Source organism: Kocuria kalidii (assembly GCF_044462225.1).
Classification (GTDB): Bacteria; Actinomycetota; Actinomycetes; order Actinomycetales; family Micrococcaceae; genus Kocuria; species Kocuria kalidii.
Genome location: NZ_JBISWJ010000008.1, coordinates 61637 through 80516 on the forward strand (window position 1 = coordinate 61637; position 18880 = coordinate 80516).

14 protein-coding genes are annotated in these 18880 nt (G+C 73.4%); 8 read left to right on the plus strand and 6 right to left on the minus strand.

Annotated elements, in window-relative coordinates; translation table 11 throughout:
- The first annotated feature begins 4 nt into the window (after positions 1-4).
- The 5 genes from ruvB (at position 5) to ACH9D3_RS01215 (ending at position 7173) form a co-directional block, all read left to right on the plus strand.
- On the plus strand, positions 5-1099 hold the full coding sequence (gene ruvB, locus ACH9D3_RS01195) for a Holliday junction branch migration DNA helicase RuvB (RefSeq protein WP_396409566.1): 1095 nt from the start codon (positions 5-7) through the stop codon (positions 1097-1099).
- 123 nt (positions 1100-1222) lie between these two features.
- A complete protein-coding gene (gene yajC / locus ACH9D3_RS01200; RefSeq protein ID WP_396409546.1) occupies positions 1223-1681 on the plus strand; it encodes a preprotein translocase subunit YajC in 459 nt (152 codons plus the stop codon).
- 89 nt (positions 1682-1770) lie between these two features.
- On the plus strand, positions 1771-3615 hold the full coding sequence (gene secD, locus ACH9D3_RS01205) for a protein translocase subunit SecD (RefSeq protein ID WP_396409547.1): 1845 nt from the start codon (positions 1771-1773) through the stop codon (positions 3613-3615).
- On the plus strand, positions 3615-4634 hold the full coding sequence (gene secF / locus ACH9D3_RS01210; protein ID WP_396409548.1) for a protein translocase subunit SecF: 1020 nt from the start codon (positions 3615-3617) through the stop codon (positions 4632-4634). The genes secD and secF overlap by 1 nt, the downstream gene beginning before the upstream one ends.
- A 142-nt stretch (positions 4635-4776) precedes the next feature.
- On the plus strand, positions 4777-7173 hold the full coding sequence (locus tag ACH9D3_RS01215; RefSeq protein ID WP_396398059.1) for a RelA/SpoT family protein: 2397 nt from the start codon (positions 4777-4779) through the stop codon (positions 7171-7173).
- 94 nt (positions 7174-7267) lie between these two features.
- On the opposite strand, the gene ACH9D3_RS01220 is transcribed toward ACH9D3_RS01215, so the two are convergent.
- Together ACH9D3_RS01220 and ACH9D3_RS01225 are read right to left on the minus strand one after the other, a co-directional pair.
- Positions 7268-7864, minus strand: a complete 597-nt coding sequence (locus tag ACH9D3_RS01220; RefSeq protein WP_396398060.1) for a type IV toxin-antitoxin system AbiEi family antitoxin — start codon at positions 7862-7864, stop codon at positions 7268-7270.
- Between the two features lie 90 nt (positions 7865-7954).
- Positions 7955-9427, minus strand: coding sequence for a DUF349 domain-containing protein (locus tag ACH9D3_RS01225; RefSeq protein ID WP_396398061.1), 1473 nt, complete (start codon positions 9425-9427; stop codon positions 7955-7957).
- A gap of 302 nt (positions 9428-9729) precedes the next feature.
- On the opposite strand from ACH9D3_RS01225, the gene hisS reads away from it, so the two are divergent.
- Complete coding sequence (gene hisS / locus ACH9D3_RS01230; RefSeq protein WP_396409549.1) at positions 9730-11088, plus strand: histidine--tRNA ligase; 1359 nt, start codon at positions 9730-9732, stop codon at positions 11086-11088.
- Between the two features lie 243 nt (positions 11089-11331).
- Here hisS and ACH9D3_RS01235 read toward each other — a convergent pair whose 3' ends face one another.
- Positions 11332-12675, minus strand: coding sequence for an amino acid permease (locus ACH9D3_RS01235; protein WP_396409550.1), 1344 nt, complete (start codon positions 12673-12675; stop codon positions 11332-11334).
- Between the two features lie 144 nt (positions 12676-12819).
- Between ACH9D3_RS01235 and aspS the strand changes: the two genes are divergently transcribed.
- Positions 12820-14646 carry an aspartate--tRNA ligase gene (gene aspS / locus ACH9D3_RS01240; protein ID WP_396398064.1) on the plus strand — a complete coding sequence of 609 codons (1827 nt, stop codon included), beginning with the start codon at positions 12820-12822 and terminating at the stop codon, positions 14644-14646.
- Positions 14647-14818: 172 nt separating this feature from the next.
- Here aspS and ACH9D3_RS01245 read toward each other — a convergent pair whose 3' ends face one another.
- From ACH9D3_RS01245 to ACH9D3_RS01255, 3 genes are read right to left on the minus strand one after another with little or no spacing between them, the layout of a single operon-like run.
- Entirely contained in the window at positions 14819-16114 is a 1296-nt protein-coding gene (locus tag ACH9D3_RS01245; RefSeq protein ID WP_396409551.1) for an amino acid permease, read from the minus strand.
- Entirely contained in the window at positions 16111-17349 is a 1239-nt protein-coding gene (locus ACH9D3_RS01250; protein WP_396398068.1) for a glutathionylspermidine synthase family protein, read from the minus strand. The genes ACH9D3_RS01245 and ACH9D3_RS01250 overlap by 4 nt, the downstream gene beginning before the upstream one ends.
- Positions 17349-17780 carry a hypothetical protein gene (locus tag ACH9D3_RS01255; RefSeq protein WP_396409552.1) on the minus strand — a complete coding sequence of 144 codons (432 nt, stop codon included), beginning with the start codon at positions 17778-17780 and terminating at the stop codon, positions 17349-17351. Before ACH9D3_RS01255 ends, ACH9D3_RS01250 begins: the two co-directional genes overlap by 1 nt.
- A 455-nt stretch (positions 17781-18235) precedes the next feature.
- Between ACH9D3_RS01255 and ACH9D3_RS01260 the strand changes: the two genes are divergently transcribed.
- The gene (locus tag ACH9D3_RS01260) at positions 18236-18862 is read left to right on the plus strand and encodes a maleylpyruvate isomerase family mycothiol-dependent enzyme (RefSeq protein ID WP_396409553.1); all 627 of its coding nucleotides are present in this window, start codon (positions 18236-18238) and stop codon (positions 18860-18862) included.
- Positions 18863-18880: the final 18 nt, after the last annotated feature.

Here is an 18880-nt window from a genome sequence, read left to right on the forward strand (position 1 = left end):
CGCCGTGAACGCCCGCGAGCGGCTGGTCTCGGCGCAGGACGAGCCGGACGAGAAGCAGCTCGAGTCGGCCCTGCGGCCCGCCAACCTGGACGAGTTCGTCGGGCAGAAGCGGGTGCGCCGGCAGCTGTCCCTGGTGCTCGAGGCCTCCCGGCTGCGGGGCCGCTCCGCCGACCACGTCCTGCTCTCCGGGCCGCCCGGGCTGGGCAAGACGACGCTGGCCATGATCATCGCCGAGGAGATGGGCGCACCCCTGCGGATCTCCTCCGGCCCGGCCATCCAGCACGCCGGCGACCTCGCCGCGATCCTCTCCTCCCTGACCGAGGGGGAGGTGCTGTTCCTCGACGAGATCCACCGCATGTCCCGGCCCGCCGAGGAGATGCTCTACATGGCGATGGAGGACTTCCGGGTGGACATCGTCGTCGGCAAGGGCGCCGGCGCCACCTCCATCCCGCTGGACCTGCCGCCCTTCACCCTCGTGGGCGCCACCACGCGGGCCGGTCTGCTGCCCGGCCCCCTGCGCGACCGCTTCGGCTTCACCGGCCACCTCGAGTTCTACTCCGTGGCGGAGCTCGAGCTCGTGCTGCGCCGCTCCGCGGGGCTCATGGACCTCGCGATGACCGCCGAGGCCTTCGCCGAGGTCGCCTCCCGCTCCCGCGGCACCCCGCGCATCGCCAACCGGCTGCTGCGCCGGGTGCGGGACTGGGCCCTGGTGCACGGCGTGGACCGGATCGACGCCCGCACCTCCTCCGCCGCCCTCGACATGTACGAGGTGGACGCCCGCGGCCTGGACCGGCTCGACCGCTCGGTGCTCGAGGCGCTCGTGTCGAAGTTCGGCGGCGGGCCGGTGGGCCTGTCCACCCTCGCGATCGCCGTGGGGGAGGAGACCGAGACGGTCGAGACCGTGGCCGAGCCCTACCTGGTCCGGGAGGGCCTGCTCGGGCGCACGCCGCGGGGCCGGATCGCCATGGCCGCGGCGTGGGAGCACCTCGGGCTCCGCCCGCCGGAGCACGCCGCGTTCAAGGACCCCGGGCTGCGGGCGGCCTTCGGCGGGGCGGCCCCGGCCGACGACGACGACGCCCCGCCCCTGTTCGAGGACTGACGCGAGACCCACGGCCGCCCCCGCGCGACAGACCGGGTGCTGCTTCCCGGGCGTCGTCCAGGATGCTCCGGGCCGGATCCCCTACCATGGAAGGGACACCCGCCACCGATCGAACGGAAGTCCGTGAGCTCGCTCCTCTCCGCCCAGTCCCTCGCCGCCCAGGCCCCCGCGACCACGGGGGGCGGCACCGCCTGGCTGCTGCCCCTGATGCTCGTGGCCATGGTGCTCCTGCTCTGGCTGCCCATGCGCCGGCAGAAGAAGGCCATGGCACAGGTCAAGGAGAAGCAGGCGGCCATGGGCCCCGGCACCGAGGTCATGACCAACTACGGTCTCTACGGCACGGTGCGCTCGATCGACCGGGACACCAACAAGGTCGTCCTCGAGATCGCCCCGGGCACCGCCGTGACGGTCCACCTGCAGACCGTCACCACGGTCGTCGAGGACGAGACGGTGCCGGCCGACGAGCCCGGTGCGGAGACCCACCCGTCGGTCATCGAGCCCGACGCCCCCACCGCGGGCTCGACCCCCGTCGAGCCCCTGGACGACGACGCCCGGCGCGATCCCGGGCAGCGCAACGACTGACCCCCCACTCGGGACGACGGGCCGACCGCTGGTCGGCCCGTTCCCATGAGCAGGCCCGGGACACCGGGCCGTCGTTCGTAAGGAAGACCATGGCACTGACCACACGCAAGACCTCCGGCGACCCCGGACCCGCCGCACGCGGCGGCACCTCCGGGCGGGGCGGCGGCTCGACCGCACCGGCGCGCTCGGGCGTGCGGGCCGCCCTCTCGACCGCACGGCGGTCCCTGATCGGGCTCGTCCTGCTGCTCGCCCTGCTGGGCGGGCTGCTGACCTGGGGAGCGGGCACCGACCGCACCGGATGGGGGCCCAAGCTGGCCCTCGACCTCGAGGGCGGCACGCAGATGATCCTCTCCCCGACCCTGCAGGGGGAGGACGCAGGCCAGGAGGTCACCCCCGAGCAGCTCGACCAGGCGGTGGAGATCATCCGCCAGCGCGTCGACGGCTCGGGCGTGGCGGAGGCGGAGATCGCGACCCAGTCCGGCAACAACATCGTGGTCTCCATGCCCGGCGTGCCCACCGCCCAGACCCGCGAGCTCATCCAGACCTCGGCGCAGATGAACTTCCGCCCCGTGCTCACCACCGCCGCGGCGGAGCCGATCCCCGAGGACCAGCGCGTCGCCGACGACGCGGTGCCGGAGCCCACGGCCGAGCCCACCGACGCCTCCGACCCCAACTGGATCACCCCGGAGCTGTTCCGGGAGTTCGAGGCCACCGACTGCACCACGCCGCAGAGCCCCGAGGAGCGCGAGGCCCAGGCGGCGGACGAGCCGACCGTCGCGTGCGAGCCCGAGACCGGCACCAAGTACCTCCTGGGCCCCGTCGAGATCCAGGGCACCGGGATCGAGGACGCCTCCTACGGCACCGCCCAGAACGCCCAGGGCGTGTCCCTGAACCAGTTCGCCGTGAACCTCCAGTTCGGCCCGGACGCCACGGACACCTTCCGGCAGCTCTCCGAGCGGCTCTACGGCATCGGCACCGCCACGGAGGGCGACCCCCGCAGCCAGTTCGCGATCCTGCTCGACGGACAGGTGGTCTCCGCGCCGTCGATGAACGCCGTGATCTCCGACGGCCAGGCGCAGATCACGGGCAACTTCACCGAGGAGCAGGCCCGCTTCCTCGCCGAGCAGCTCAAGTACGGCGCGCTGCCGATGAGCTTCGAGATCCAGTCCGAGCAGCAGATCTCCGCGACCCTGGGCGCGGACCAGCTGCGGATGGGCATCGTCGCGGGGATCATCGGCCTGGTGCTCGTGTGCGTCTACTCGCTCTTCCAGTACCGGCTGCTGGGCCTCGTGACCATCAGCTCCCTCGTGGTCGCCGGCGTGCTCACGTGGCTGGCGATCACCCTGCTGGGCTGGTCCGCGAACTACCGCCTGTCCCTGGCCGGCGTGGCGGGCCTGATCGTGGCGATCGGCCAGACCGCCGACTCGTTCATCGTCTACTTCGAGCGCATCCGCGACGAGATCCGCAGCGGCCGCTCCATCCCCGCGGCGGTCGACCACGGATGGCAGCGCGCCCGCCAGACGGTGCTCGCGTCCAAGGCCGTGAACCTCCTGGCCGCCCTGGTCCTGTACTTCGTGGCCGTGGGCAACGTCCGCGGGTTCGCGTTCACCCTCGGGCTGACCGCGATCGCCGACCTGCTCGTCGTCTTCCTCTTCACCCACCCCGTGATGGTGCTGCTCGCCCGCACCCGCTACTTCGGCGGCGGCGGGAAGCACTCGGGCCTCAGCCCCGAGGCGCTCGACGCGGTGCCGCTGTACCGGGGCGCGGGGCGGCTGCGCGAGCCCCGGTCCGAGCACGACGGCCTGACCATCGCCGAGCGGCGCCGGCGCGCAGGAGCGACCGCTCCGCAGGACCCGCCGTCCCCGCCGGCACCGGAGGGCGCACCGGTCGGCGCGTCGTCGTCCCCCGCCCGCACCCCCGAGGAGAACGCCTGATGTCCCGGTTCGCTGATTTCGGCAACGCCCTGCACAGCGGGCGGACGTCCTATCCCTTCGTGGGCCGGGCCAAGCAGTGGCTCGCCGTGGTGGGCGTCCTCGTGCTGCTCTCCCTGCTCGTGCCCGTCGCCAAGGGAGGCTTCAACCTCGGCATCGACTTCACCGGCGGCTCCGAGTTCACCGTCTCCTCCGTGGCGGAGCCGGACATCGAGACCGGCCGGGAGGCGGTCGCCGCGTCCTCCGACGCGACGGGCGTCGAGGTCACGAACATCGCCCCGGAGACCGTCCGGGTGCGCACCGAGCAGCTCGACGACGACGAGACGCTGGCGGTCAAGGACGCCCTGGTCGACGCGTACGGCGTGAGCGACGAGGAGGTCACCTCCACGTTCGTCGGTCCCACCTGGGGCGCCGGCGTCACCCAGCAGGCGCTCCGGGGCCTCGTGGTCTTCGTCGCGCTGGCCACGGTCCTCATGGCCCTGTACTTCCGCACCTGGAAGATGTCGGTCTCCGCGGTCGCCGGCATGCTGGCCTCCGTGGCCATCACCGCCGGGATCTACTCGCTCGTGGGCTTCGAGGTCACCCCGTCCGCGGTGATCGGCTTCCTGACGGTGCTCAGCTACTCGCTCTACGACTCCGTGGTGGTCTTCGACAAGGTCCGGGAGAACACCGAGGGCCTGCTGGACGGCACGGCCCCGCCGGAGCGGGCCGGACGGACGTTCTCCGACCAGGTGAACCTCGCCGTGAACCAGACCCTCGTGCGCTCGATCAACACGTCCGTGGTCGGCATCCTGCCCGTCGGCTCGATCCTGTTCATCGGCTGGCTCGTGCTGGGCGCCGGCACCCTCAAGGACCTGTCCCTGTCCCTGTTCGTCGGCATCATCGTGGGCACCGCGGCGACCCTGTTCGTGGCCGCACCGCTGTACTCGCTGCTGCGCCGCGGGGAGCCGGCCGTCGTCGAGCAGGAGGCCCGTGCGGGGCGGCCCACGGACCGTGCCGCCGAGGAGGCCGTGGCGCACTAGACTGTAGCCACCGCAGGGCGGGTCGTGCAGGATCGTCCCGCCGCACAGCAGCACATGCCGGACCCGGTGCGGGCCCGGCGACCGGGGCGGCGGCCGCACGGCCGCCGCCCCGCGCGCATCGAACGGGAAGGAAGCCTCGGTCATGAGCTCGTCCGACGACGGAGCCGTCCCCGCGGGCCGGAGCACCGGACCGACACCGCCGCGCCGGTCGGACATGGCCGGCACGCACTACGTGGTGCCCGCGTCCCGGCCGCTGCTGAGCCGGGCCGTGTTCCCGGGCCGCAGCGACCGCACCCGGTCGAGCCTGTCCTACCTCTCCGGGCGGCCGATGAACCGCTCGCCGATCCTCGAGCCGCTGCTGCACACGGTGCGCGCCACCCACCCCGAGGAGGACCTCGAGGTCCTGGAGCGCGCCTTCAAGGTCGCGGAGAAGTGCCACGAGGGCCAGAAGCGCAAGAGCGGCGACCCCTACATCACCCACCCCGTGGCCGTGACCACGATCCTCGCCGAGCTGGGCATGACCGGGGCCACCCTGGTGGCCGCGCTGCTCCACGACACCGTGGAGGACACCGACTACACGCTCGACCAGCTGCGGGCCGAGTTCGGCGAGGAGGTCGCCGCGCTGGTGGACGGCGTGACGAAGCTCGACAAGGTCCAGTACGGGGACGCCGCGCAGGCCGAGACCGTGCGCAAGATGATCGTGGCGATGGCCAAGGACATCCGCGTGCTCGTGATCAAGCTCGCCGACCGCCTGCACAACGCCCGGACCTGGCGCTTCGTCTCCCAGACCTCCTCGTCCAAGAAGGCGCGCGAGACCCTCGAGATCTTCGCGCCCCTGGCCCACCGTCTCGGCATGAACACCATCAAGTGGGAGCTCGAGGACCTCGCGTTCGCGGCGCTCTACCCCAAGGTCTACGACGAGATCGTGCGGATGGTGGGGGAGCGCCAGCCCCAGCGCGAGCGGTCCCTCGCCAAGATCCGGGAGCGGATCGCCCTGGACCTCTCCGAGGCGGGCATCGAGGCGACCATCACCGGACGGCCCAAGCACTACTACTCGATCTACCAGAAGATGATCGTGCGCGGGAAGGACTTCGACGAGATCCAGGACCTGCAGGCCGTGCGGGTCCTCGTGAACACGGTGCGCGAGTGCTACGCCGCCCTGGGGGCCCTGCACGCACGGTGGCGGCCGCTGCCGGGGCGGTTCAAGGACTACATCGCGATGCCGAAGTTCAACATGTACCAGTCGCTGCACACCACGGTGATCGGCCCGGACGGGCGCCCCGTGGAGATCCAGATCCGCACCCACGAGATGCACCGCCGCGCCGAGTACGGCGTGGCCGCCCACTGGAAGTACAAGGACCAGGCCAACCAGGCGAACTCCGCGACCCCGAAGGCGCAGGAGGGGGACCTGGCCTGGCTGAGCTCGCTCGTGTCCTGGCAGGAGGAGACCCAGGACTCCTCCGAGTTCCTCGACTCCCTGCGCTACCAGATCAACACGTCCGAGGTCTACGTGTTCACGCCCAAGGGCGAGGTGATGGCCCTGCCCGCCGGCTCGACCCCCGTGGACTTCGCCTACGCCGTGCACACCGAGGTGGGGCACAAGACCATCGGGGCGCGGGTCAACGGCAAGCTCGTGCCCCTGTCCTCGGAGCTCCAGCACGGGGACTGGGTGGAGGTGCTGACCTCGAAGTCCGAGCACGCCGGGCCCTCGCAGGACTGGCTGAAGTTCGTGCAGTCCCCGCGGGCCCGCAACAAGATCCGGCAGTGGTTCTCCAAGGAGCGCCGCGAGGAGGCCATCGAGAAGGGCAAGGACGCGCTCACCCGCGCCCTGCGCAAGCACCACCTGCCGCTGCAGCGCACGCTCACCCAGGAGTCCCTGCTCGCGGTCGCCCAGGACTTCCACCGCACCGACATCAGCTCCCTGTACGAGGCGATCGGCTCCGACGTGGTCAGCGCCCACGACGTGGTCGAGAAGATCGTGGGCAACCTCGGCGGGGCCGACGGCGCGGAGGAGGACTTCGCGGAGACCACGATCGCCACCCAGCCGGTGCGCCCGCGGGTCTCCGACTCCGGGGTGATGGTCAAGGGCGCCTCGGACGTCTACGTCAAGCTCGCCCGCTGCTGCACCCCGGTCCCGCCGGACGAGATCATGGGCTTCGTGACGCGGGGCACCGGCATCTCCGTGCACCGCAGGGACTGCGCCAACATGCTCGCCCTGAGCTCCACGGAGCGGGTCGTCGAGGTCCAGTGGGCCCCCACCCAGTCCAGCGTGTTCCTGGTGGAGATCCAGGTGGAGGCCCTGGACCGCAAGTCCCTGCTGTCGGACGTCACCCGGGTGCTCTCCGAGAACCACGTCAACATCCTCGCCGCCTCGGTGAACACCTCGAAGTCGCGGCTGGCGATCTCCCGCTTCGCCTTCGAGATGGGCGACCCCCGCTACCTGGACCACGTGCTCAACCAGGTCCGCCGCATCGACGGCGTCTACGACGTCTACCGGACCTCGGGCAACCGGCCCATCTCGGAGCCGTCCGGCCGCTGAGCCGCGCCCCTGCTGGGCGGTCCGGCCGCCGGGCCGGGCTTCCGCCGGGCCGGGCTTCTGCGCGGGCCGGCCCGGCGGGACCGCGTGGCCGGCGTCAGCGGACCGGGCGGCCGATGGCCCGGGCGGCACGGCGCACCCGCAGCAGCGCCGCCTGGCGGCCGGGCATGCGCCCGAAGCTCTCGAGGGCCGCCTGCACCAGCGGGGGCGGGCAGTGCAGGTGCGGTGCGTGCATGAGCTTCTCCAGGGCCGCGAGACCCTCTCGCTCGTGCACGTGCAGCGCCAGGTCCACCGCGGTGCGCAGCGGCGTGGTGACGTGCACCGGTCCGGCGTCGTGGACGTCGTAGCCCCCGAGCGTGACCTGGTGCAGGGCGATCCCCTCCGGCACCGGGGACATGGTGGTGCGCCGCAGCTTGTCGAGCAGCACCGGCAGGATGCTGGGGCGGGCGGCGCAGTCGTAGAACCACGCGGCGGAGAGCCGTCCGAGCACGCCGCGGCGCAGCAGGTGCGGGGGCAGCTGCGCCTCCAGCGCCGCGACCTTCACCGCCCGGGTCACCGGCCGGCCGCGCAGGACGTACGCCTCCAGCACCACCGGGACGAGCACCCCGTCCGCGACGAGGGCCGAGAGCTCGGGGCGGGAGAACGGCCGCGCCGGCAGGAACAGGGTGTCGGGGTGCCAGGGCGGAGCGTCCATGGGCCCACTCTCACCCACCGGCCCGGCACGGGGAAGGCCCCGCGGCCGCGCTGTGGACAGCGCGGGCGCAGGGCCTTCCGGGGGCCTCGGTCAGCGCAGGTCCGCGGCGGAGCGGCGCAGGGTCTCGAGCCACTGGCGGCTCGTGGCGAGCTCGCCCTCCAGCTTGGCCGCCCGCTTGGTGTCCCCGGTGGCCTGCGCCCTGGCGAGGGCGTCCTCCTGGTCCTCGATCTTCGTCTCGAGCTGCGTGAGCATCGAGTTGGAGCGGGCCTTCGTCTCCGGGTTGGAGCGCTGCCACTTCTCGTCCTCGGCCTGGCGCACGGCGTCCTCGACGGTGCGCAGCTCGGCCTCGACCCGGCGCAGGTGGGCCCGGGGGACCTTCCCGGCCTGCTCCCACCGGTCCAGGATGTCGCCCAGCGTCCGCTTGGCGGCCTTGAGGTCCGTGACGGGCAGCAGGGCCTTCGCCTCGGCGAGGAGCTGCTCCTTCACGGCGAGGTTGCCCTCGAACTCCTCGTCGATCCGGTCGTTGTCGGCCTTGCGCGCCTCGAAGAAGCGGTCCTGGGCGGCCCGGAAGCGTGCCCACAGGGCGTCGTCGTCCTTCTTGGACGCGCGCTTGGTCTCCTTCCACCGGTCCATCAGACGGCGGTACTCCGCGGCCGTGGCACCCCAGTCGGTGGAGCCGGACAGGGCCTCCGCCTCGGCGATGAGGGCCTCCTTGGCCTGCTTGGCCTCCGCGTTGTCGGCGTCCAGCTGCGAGAAGAACGCACGGCGGTGCCGGTCGAACGTGGTGCGCGCGGTGCGGAACCGCTTCCACAGGGCGTCCTCCGCGGCCCGGCCCAGCCGGATGCCGGACTTCTGGTGGGTCTTCCACTGGTCGAAGAGCTCGGCCATGCGGGCGGAGGACTGCTTCCACTGGGTGCGCTGCGGGTCCTGGGCGGCGATCTGCTCCGCCTCCGCGACGATCGCCTCCCGCGCCGCGACGTTCTGGGCGCGCTGCGCCTCGTGCGCGGCCCGCTCGGCGGCCTCCAGCTCCCGGATCGCCGGGCGCAGGGCCTCCAGGCGGGACTCGAGGGCCTTGACGTCCCCGAGCATCTTGCGCTCGGCCACCTGTTCCGCGAGGTGCTCGACCGTGGTCAGCATGTCCGCCGAGGGGGCTCCCGCGGCCACCCGCTGCTCGAGCAGGGCCACCTGCGCCTCGGCGTCGTCGAACTTCCGGGCGAAGTAGCCCAGTGCCTCGTCCTCGGTCGCGTCCGGGAACTGCCCGCAGAGGACCTCCTCGCCGTCCACGACGACGTAGACGTGACCGTCCTCGGTGACCCGTCCGAAGGCGCGGGCACGGGCGACGGACTCCGGGGAGGCGAGGGCGGGCGCCGCCGTCGACGGAGCCGCCGCCGGTGCGGCCGGGGGCGCGGGCGGGCGGCCCGTCGCGGGTGCCGGGGCCGGTGCACCGGGTCGAGGGGCGCCCGGTCTCGGGGCCCCCGGCTTCGGTCCGGCCCCCGGCGTGGGGCCCGGGGTGGGGGCGGGGCGGGGCGTGGGCTGGTCGTCGGATTCGAGACGTTCTGTCACCGCTGGAACTCTTTCGCTCTCGCCGGCGCCGGCTCCGGGCGCGTGCCCGGCGTCGTCGCCCGGCTTCGGACAATCGTCTGCTCCATACTACCGAGGACGTCCCGCCCGGCCGTCGCCCCGACCCGTCGCCCGCCCCGACCGGACGGGGCTTTGGGCCGGGCGGCCGGGGATCTCTAGGATGAGTGCGGAACTTCCGGGCCCGCGCGGGCCCGGCCGTCCAGACGTCCTGTCGCCGATCCACCCCGGTCCGACTCCCGATCCACCTCCGTCCCAGCGCCGATCCACCCGAGGAGCACGTCCCCATGGCCCGCAAGACCTCCCTGTCCGGTTTCCCCGAATGGCTTCCGGAGGAGCGTCTGGTCGAGCTGCACGTCCTCGACGTCCTGCGGGAGACCTTCGAGCTGCACGGCTTCTCGTCCGTCGAGACCCGCGCCGTCGAGACGGTCGGTCAGCTGCTGCGCAAGGGCGAGATCGACAAGGAGGTGTACGTGGTCTCCCGGCTGCAGGAGGACGAGGACTCCGGGCCGGCCGAGCGCGGGAGCGACCAGCTGGCGCTGCACTTCGACCTCACCGTGCCCTTCGCCCGGTACGTGGTGGAGAACAGCGGGCACCTGACCTTCCCGTTCCGCCGCTACCAGATGCAGAAGGTGTGGCGCGGGGAGCGCCCACAGGAGGGCCGCGCCCGTGAGTTCACGCAGGCGGACATCGACGTGGTGGGCGACGGCGCGTTGCCGTTCCGCTACGACGTGGAGATCGCGCTCGTGATGATCGACGCGCTGTCGAAGCTGCCCATCCCGCCGTTCGTGCTGCGCGTCAACAACCGCAAGCTCGCGGAGGGCTTCTACCAGGGCATCGGGCTGCAGGACACCCCCGGGGTGCTGCGCAACATCGACAAGCTCGAGAAGATCGGTCCCGAACGGGTCGCCCAGGCCCTGTGCGACGAGGTCGGCGCCACGCCCGAGCAGGCGCAGGCCGCCCTGCAGCTGGCATCGATCCGCACCGAGGACACGTCCTTCGTCGAGCAGGTCCGGGCGCTCGGCGTGAACACGCAGCTGCTCGAGGAGGGGCTGCGCGAGCTCGCCGAGGTCGTGGGGGAGGCCTCCCGCCGCGCCCCCGGCACGGTGGTGGCCGACCTCTCGATCGCCCGCGGCCTCGACTACTACACCGGCACCGTCTACGAGACCGTGCTCGTGGGCCACGAGCAGCTGGGCTCCGTGTGCTCCGGCGGCCGCTACGAGTCCCTGGCGTCCACCGGCCGGAAGACCTACCCCGGCGTGGGCCTGTCCGTGGGCGTCACCCGGCTCGTCACCCGGATCCTCTCCCAGGGAATGGCGGCGCCCTCCCGGAAGGTTCCCACCGCCGTGCTGGTCTCCCTGGTGGACGAGGAGTCCTGGTCCCAGGCCCAGGACGTGGCTCAGCAGCTGCGTGCCCGCGGCATCGCGTGCGAGGTCTCCGCGAGCGCGGCGAAGTTCGGCAAGCAGATCAAGTACGCCGAGCGCCGCGGCATCCCCTACGTGTGGTTCACGTCCCGCGCGGAGGACGGCTCGCTCGCCCACGAGGTCAAGGACATCCGCTCCGGCGAGCAGGTCCCCGCCGACCCGGCCGACTGGACCCCTCCGGCCGAGGACCTGCGCCCGGTCGTGCGGACCGCCGGTTCCTGACCCGCCCAGTTCCGCCGGGTCCCCATGTTCCGGCTGCTCGGTTCCGCCGAGCCCCCATGTCCTGGTTGCCCGTCTCCTCGAGTTCCCAGTCCCGTTCCGTTTCCCCAGCATTTTTTCTGGGGGATTGCCACGGGACTGGGGACTCGGCATGAGTGGCACCGAGTGACTGGGGATTCGGCATGGGTCGTGCCGCGTGGTCGGATGTTTACTGGGGGCTCGGCGCGGGGAGGGGCGGGGCCGGGGTCAGCGCCGCCGTGCCAGGACCAGCGCGCGGCCGGACAGGCCCACGGCGAAGACACCGAGCATGGTCAGCACGGACGGCCACGGCAGCGTGCACGCCAGGACCGCGCAGCCGGCCAGCCCGATGGCGTTGACCGCCCGCGGCGCCCAGCCCGGGCGCTGCTCCAGCGTGAGCGCCGAGAGGTTGGCCAGCGCGTAGTAGACGAGCACTCCGAAGCTCGAGAACCCGATCACCGTGCGCACGTCGCCGACCAGGACGAGCACCACCACGATCCCCGCCACGGCGAGCTCCGCGGCCCACGGCACCCGCTGCCGCCGCGACACCGCGGCCAGCGGCCCCGGGAGGTCACGCCCGCGGGCCATGGCCAGTGCGGTGCGCGAGATCCCGGCGACCAGCGCCAGCAGCGCTCCCAGGGTGGCCAGGGCGGCGGCCGCGGTGACGACGACGGCGCCCGCGGCCGCCGGCCCGGGCGCCCAGCCGGCCTCCCGCACAACCGTCAGCAGCGGGGCGGTCGCCGCCGCCAGCCGGTCGACCCCCAGGAAGCGCAGCAGTCCGAGACCGAGCAGCCCGTAGAGCACCAGCGTGCCGGCCAGCGCGCCCAGCACCGCGCGGGGGATGGTGCGTGCCGGGTTCCGGACCTCCTCGCCCATCGTGGCCACCCGAGCGTAGCCGGCGAAGGCGAAGAAGAGGATGCCCGCCGCCGGCAGCACGCCCCACGCGCTGCCGTCCCACACCGTGCCGTCCCACACCGTGCCGTTCTGCAGCGCGCCCTTTCCCGTGGAGGACCCGTCCGGACCCGGGCCGCCGGTGGCGGGACCGGTGCCCCAGAACAGCACCCCGACCACGGCCAGCAGGACCACCAGCACGGGGGCGACCAGCAGCCTCGTCAGCCGGGCGGTGCGGGTCACCCCGCCGAGGTTCACCGCCGTGAGAGCGAGGACGGCGGCCACGGCGAGCAGCCGCGCCCCGGCGTCGTCGGCCCCCGTGAGCTCCGCGGCGTACAGGCCGAAGGTCAGCGCCATCGCCGCCGCGGACGCGGTCTTGCCGGTCACGAAGCCCCAGCCGGCCACGAACCCCGGCCACGGCCCCAGCTGCCGGTTCGCGTACAGGTAGGTGCCGCCGGAGGCGGGGTGGACAGCGGCCAGCTGGGCGGTCGAGGTCGCGTTGCACCACGCGACCACCGCGGCCAGCAGCAGGGCCGGCAGCAGCCACGGTCCGGCGAGGGCCGCGGCCGGGGCGAAGGCCACGAACACCCCTGCCCCGACCATCGAGCCCACGCCGATCACGGTCGCGTCGAGGGTGCCCAGGCGGCGGGCCAGGGCCGGGTGGTCGGGGGAGGTGCTCATGGGGCTCCTGTCGTCGTCCCGGTGCCGGAAGGGCGGGCTGTAAACTCGTCCCCGGAACGAGAGTAGGGGCCCCGGGTGAAGCCTGGGGAAACGCGCGAGGAGCGCGGCCCCGTCCGCACCTCCCGAACAACGAAGGGTTTTTCAGTGCTGCGCACCCACAACCTCGGCGCCCTGCGCGCCGAGCACATCGGAGAGACCGTCACGCTGGCCGGCTGGGTCGGCCGGCGCCGCGACCACGGAGGGGTGGCCTTCCTGGATCTGCGCGACGCCTCCGGGGTCGCCCAGATCGTGGTGCGCGACGAGGCGGACTTCCACCACCTGCGCAACGAGTTCGTGCTGCAGGTCACCGGCACCGTGGAGCGCCGCCCCGAGGGCAACGAGAACCCGGCCCTGGCGACCGGCGAGGTCGAGGTCATGGCCGGGACCGTGACCGTGCTCAACACCGCGGCCGCGCTGCCCTTCCAGATCGACGAGCACGTGGAGGTCGGGGAGGACGCCCGGCTGCGGCACCGCTACCTGGACCTGCGCCGGCCCGAGCCGGCCCGCATCATGCGCCTGCGCTCCGACGCCAACCGGGTGGCCCGCGAGATGCTGCACGAGGACGGGTTCACCGAGGTCGAGACGCCCACGCTGACCCGCTCCACCCCCGAGGGCGCCCGCGACTTCGTGGTCCCGGCCCGCCTGGCCCCGGGCTCGTGGTACGCCCTGCCGCAGTCCCCGCAGCTGTTCAAGCAGCTGCTGCAGGTCGGCGGGATCGAGAAGTACTACCAGATCGCCCGCTGCTACCGGGACGAGGACTTCCGCGCGGACCGCCAGCCCGAGTTCACCCAGCTCGACATCGAGGCCTCCTTCGTGGAGCAGGACGACGTCATCGCCCTCGGCGAGCGCATCGTGGCCGCCCTGTGGAAGCTCGTCGACGTGGAGATCCCCACCCCGATCCGCCGGATGACCTACGCCGAGGCGATGGCGAAGTACGGCACCGACAAGCCGGACCTGCGCTTCGGCCTCGAGCTGACCGAGCTGACCGAGTACTTCCGGGACACCACCTTCCGCGTGTTCAAGGCCCCCTACGTGGGCGCCGTGGTCATGCCCGGCGGGGCCTCGCAGCCGCGCCGCACCCTGGACGCCTGGCAGGAGTGGGCCAAGCAGCGCGGGGCCAAGGGACTGGCCTACGTGCTGGTCGGCGAGGACGGCACCCTGACCGGGCCGGTGGCCAAGAACATCACCGAGGCCGAGCGCGAGGGCCTCGCCGCCGCGACCGGAGCGCAGCCCGGGGACTGCATCTTCTTCGGCGCCGGCGAGCAGAAGTCCTCCCGCGCCCTGCTGGGGGCGGCCCGCGTGGAGATCGGCCACCGCACCGGGCTGATCGACGAGGACGCCTGGGCGTTCGTGTGGATCGTCGACGCACCCCTGTTCGAGTCCGCGGCCGAGGCCGTGCAGTCCGGCGACGTCGCCGTGGGCACCGGGCAGTGGACCGCGGTGCACCACGCGTTCACCTCGCCCAAGCCGGAGTTCCTGGACAGCTTCGACCAGGACCCCGGGTCGGCGCTGGCCTACGCCTACGACATCGTCTGCAACGGCAACGAGATCGGCGGCGGCTCCATCCGCATCCACCAGCAGGACGTGCAGCGGCGGGTCTTCGAGGTCATGGGCATCGGCCGCGAGGAGGCGGACGAGAAGTTCGGCTTCCTGCTCGAGGGCTTCAAGTACGGCGCGCCCCCGCACGGCGGCATCGCCTTCGGCTGGGACCGCGTGGTCGCCCTGCTGGCCGGGACCGACTCCATCCGCGAGGTCATCGCGTTCCCGAAGACCGGCAACGGCTACGACCCCCTGACCGCCGCGCCGGCGCCGATCACCCCGCAGCAGCGCAAGGAGGCCGGGGTGGACGCCAAGCCCGAGACCACGTCCGGCGGCAAGCCCGGTGCCCAGGCGCAGCCGGAGACCCGGGGGATGACGCCGGTCGAGGCCTGATCCGTCGGCGGTGCCCGCGCGGGGGCCGGGTCCGGTCGTGCACGACGACGGGGCCCGGCCCCTGAGCGTGCCGTCGCGGTCGCGCAGGCGCGGTCGAGCACGGCGCCGGGGACCCGGCCCGCGTCCGGTCCCGCCCGGACGCACCCGGGCGAACAGGTCCGGGCGGGCAAATTCAGTCGAGCAGGCTCTCCAGATGCGGGGTGCGCTCGTTCGCGCCCGGCAGCGGCTCGCGGCCGCGGCCCAGGAGGAACCACAGCGGGACCACGAGCAGCGCCAGCGTCAGGCCGGCCCACACCCACGTGGCCGTCAGGGCGTACTCCGCGCCCGTGAGCACGAGGGCCGTGCCCATGAGCGCGGCGCCCACCGCGCCGAGCACCCGCGCCCCGGCGGTCCGTCCGAGCCTCGCGACCGCCGCGCAGGCCAGGCCGTAGTAGAGGGCCACGAGCACCGAGATGATCCCGATCGAGTCGTCGAACAGCGGGCCCGAGAACACCATCCAGGCGGTCGCGACGGCGGCGGTGGACCACGTGGCGAAGGACAGGGACAGGAAGCGGCGCGGCAGGTGCCCGCCGCGGGCCATGGACATCAGGCCGCGGGAGGTGGGGATCATCGTGGTGCCGATGGAGGCGCCCGCGGAGACCGCCACCAGCGCGGCCAGCAGCGGTGAGGCCACCGCCGTCCCCGGGGCGTAGGCCCAGCCGATGACGGCGTAGGCGGTCGCGACCACGGTCAGCGCGATCCACGCCGAGACCCGCGGGGCCCGCTCGGTGGTGGACTCCTCGGTGAGCGAGAACGTGGAGTCCCAGCCCCAGTACAGGAACAGGGCCAGCAGCAGGGCGGCCGCCACGTCCCCGGCCGTCACGCCGGCGCCGGTGGCCAGCTCCGCGGCGCCGTAGAAACCGGTCCACTCCCCGTCCTCGGCCGCCGTGCCGGCCGGCAGGGCCGGGGCGGTGCGCACGGCCCACACCAGCACGCCCACCCCGATCAGCTGCAGCACGGCCAGGACCCACTGCACCGCCGCCGAGACCTTGATCCCCGCCGAGGACACCGCCGCGAAGGCCGCCATCAGCAGGACCGCCACACCGGTGGTGGTCCAGGCACCGGCGCCGATGCCGAGGGCGTAGAGGGCCGAGTCGGCGGTGACCCAGGCCAGGGAGGCGAGCACGAGGGTCGCCGAGAGCCACAGGCCCCAGCCGCCCAGGAACCCGGGGAACGCTCCGTAGGCCTCCCGCGCCCACCGGTAGACGGTGCCCTGGTCCTCGTAGAGCGCGTCCAGGCGGGCGAAGCACGCCGAGACGACCACCATGGGGAGCACGGCGCCGACGAGCACCAGGGGGGTCCAGGCGCCCACGAGGGCGTGGATCAGCCCGACGGTCACCACGGCCGAGTACAGCGGGGCGATCGAGGTGGAGCCGATGACCGCCGAGGTCGTCGTGGAGATCGACCGGGGGAGCAGGTGGGCGGTCACAGCAGACCCTTCTTGTCGACGATGTTCGGGACGAACCGGCACCAGTAGTCGGTGAGCGGGCCGTCGGACTCGCGGATGCCGATCCCCGCCGCGCCGGCCTCGCCGACCACCCAGGAGCCGATGACCGGGTGGTTGGGAGCGCCGTCGGAGCCGGGGAAGTTCCGGATGGGCGTGTACTCCTGCCACACGTCCAGCGGGGAGTCGTGGGGGTGCTCCGCGCGGATCCGCACGTCCCGGGTGTGCATCTCGATGCCGTCCCCCTCGCGGCCGAACACGGGCTTGCGCACCCACTCCTGGAGTCCCTCGGGCCCGTCGGGGTGGGCGGCCAGCAGGTTCTCGTGCCCGGGGAAGCACCGCCACAGGGCCACGAGCAGGAGCTTGTTCGACTGGAACATCTTCCACGGCGGCTCGTACCAGTGGTGCATCAGGGTGGGGTCCTCGAGCACGAACGCCCCGGGAACGTCGTCGACCATGTTCTCCCACGGGTGCAGGGCGAAGATCTCCTCGATCGGGCCCACCACCGCGGGGTCGTCCACGTCCCCGGTCGCGTGCACCCAGCCGCGGGTGCGGGTGTCGTAGCGGACGTCCTCGACGGGCAGCAGGACGGCCCGGTAGCCGGCCTCGGCCGCGGTGTTGGCCAGGACGGCGGCGTTGGCGGCGTCCTCCCCGGACTCCTCCTCGCGGGTGTAGGCCACGTGCAGCGTCTTCGTGGCCGAGTAGGGCAGCCGCTGCCGCCACCGCTCCACGAGCATGGGCCACAGGCCGTTGAGCTGGTCGAACTCCGGGTGCTCCTCGCCCAGGCCCGGGTACATCGCCTCGACGCGGCTCCACTGGCAGATGGCGCCCTCCACCAGACCGGTGGGGGTGTCGCCGTTGAGCTCGAGCATCTTGGGCGGGCCCGTCCCGTCCCAGGCCAGGTCGAAGCGGCCGTAGATCGACGGCTCGCGCAGCCGCAGGGAGTGCTGCGCCAGCTCGAAGGCCGCCTCCGACAGGCCCAGGGTGCCCAGCGCGCCGGTGGCCAGGTACCGTGCGGCCTCGGCGCACATCTTGTGCAGGCCGTCGGTGACGGACTCGAGCTCGTCCACCTCGGCGGGGGAGAACACGTAGGCGGCGGTCTCGTTCCAGTAGGAGAAGCGCCGGCCGTCGGGCCGTTCGGTGAGGGCGTAGGTGAGCCCCTCGTCGCGGACGGTCCGCTCCCAGCCGGGGCGCGGCGCCAGGCCGTCGATCCGCCGCATCAGGAGCCCCAGCCGCTCTTCGAGCCGCCGAAGCCGCGCGAGACCCCCGACTTGCCCACGGCCGTCCCGTCCCGGGGCAGACCGCGCGCCACGGTGGCCGAGGCCGGCGGGCGGCCGGTCGTGTAGCCCGCCGAGCTCGGCACGGGCGAGCCGACGGCCGGGACGGGCACGGCGCGGCCGGAGCTCATCAGCACCCACATCGGGAAGAAGCCGACGCCGCCCCGCTGCACGGTGTCGTCGTCGCACTGCTCCTCGTCGACCCGGACGGGCTCGGCCCCGCCCTGCCCGTCGGGGTCCTCGACGCAGATCCGGGCGTAGTCGGAGTCGACCTCCTGGACGTCCTGGGCCTCCTGGCCGCAGCCGGTCAGGGCGATCGTCAGGGCGCCGATCGAGGCGGCGGCCATGGTCCGGGAGGAGGGGCGGGACGGCATGCTGGGCCTTCCGGGGCGGAAGCGGCACGAGGCCGCTCGGAGCGGACGGGACGAACGGACGAACGGACGAACAGCAGCGAACGACCGGAACAGCAGCGAACGACCGGAACGGACGCGTGCGCTGCCGCGGGCCTGCACCTGTTCCTCCGAGGGTACGGCGTCCGGGGCGGTCCGGAGGCCGTCCGGGCCGCCCCGGGCCGCGCCCTCCCGTCACCTCGTCGGGAGGGCCGGCGGGGTGCGACGGTGGCGAGGGACGGCGGAGTGGGCTTCGGGCTGGGACGCCGGGCTGGGACGGCGGGGTGGGACGGCGGGCTGGGCCGGCGGTGCGACGGCGCCACCGGGCGCAACATCGGCCCTGCCGCCGATGCGCCGCAGTATGCTTCGGTCACCTCCGGGGACGCGACCCGCCCGACCGGCCGGACCCGGTCCCCGCCGGCACCACCCCAGGGGGGCCCATGAGCCGTGATCCCGCCTCCGCCCGCGCCGCGCTGCTCGGCGCCGGGACGTGGTTCGCCGAACTCGTCGAGGAGCTGCGCCCGCACCACTGGACGCGCCCGGGCCTGGGCTCCTGGGACGTCCGGGCGCTGGTCGGCCACACCCACCGTGCGCTCGTCACGCTCGGCGACTACCTTCTGGTCCCCGCCGAGGACGAGACCTGCACCGGGGTGGCGCAGTACTACGCGCTCGCCGCCGCGGCCGCGGACCCCGCTCAGGTCGCGACCCGGGGCGTCGCCGCCGGCCGGGACCTGGGCCGGCACCCGGGCGCCGCCGTCCGGGCATCGCTGGACCGGGCGCAGGACGCCCTGGCGCAGGTGCCGCTCGAGGAGGACCCCCTGATCCGCACCGTGGTGGGCGGCACCCGGCTGCGCGCCTACGTGCCCACGCGCACCTTCGAGCTGGCCGTGCACGGCCTGGACGTCGCAGCGGCCTGCGGGCTGGACCGGTCGCCCCCGGACCACGTCCTGGCCGACGCCGGGCAGACCGTGCTCGAGATCGCCGCGGGAGGCGGGCACCTCCCCGGGATCCTGCTGGCGCTCACCGGCCGGCGGCCGCTGCCCCCGGGGTTCTCGGTCCTGGCCTGAACCGTCCTCGCCTCGTCG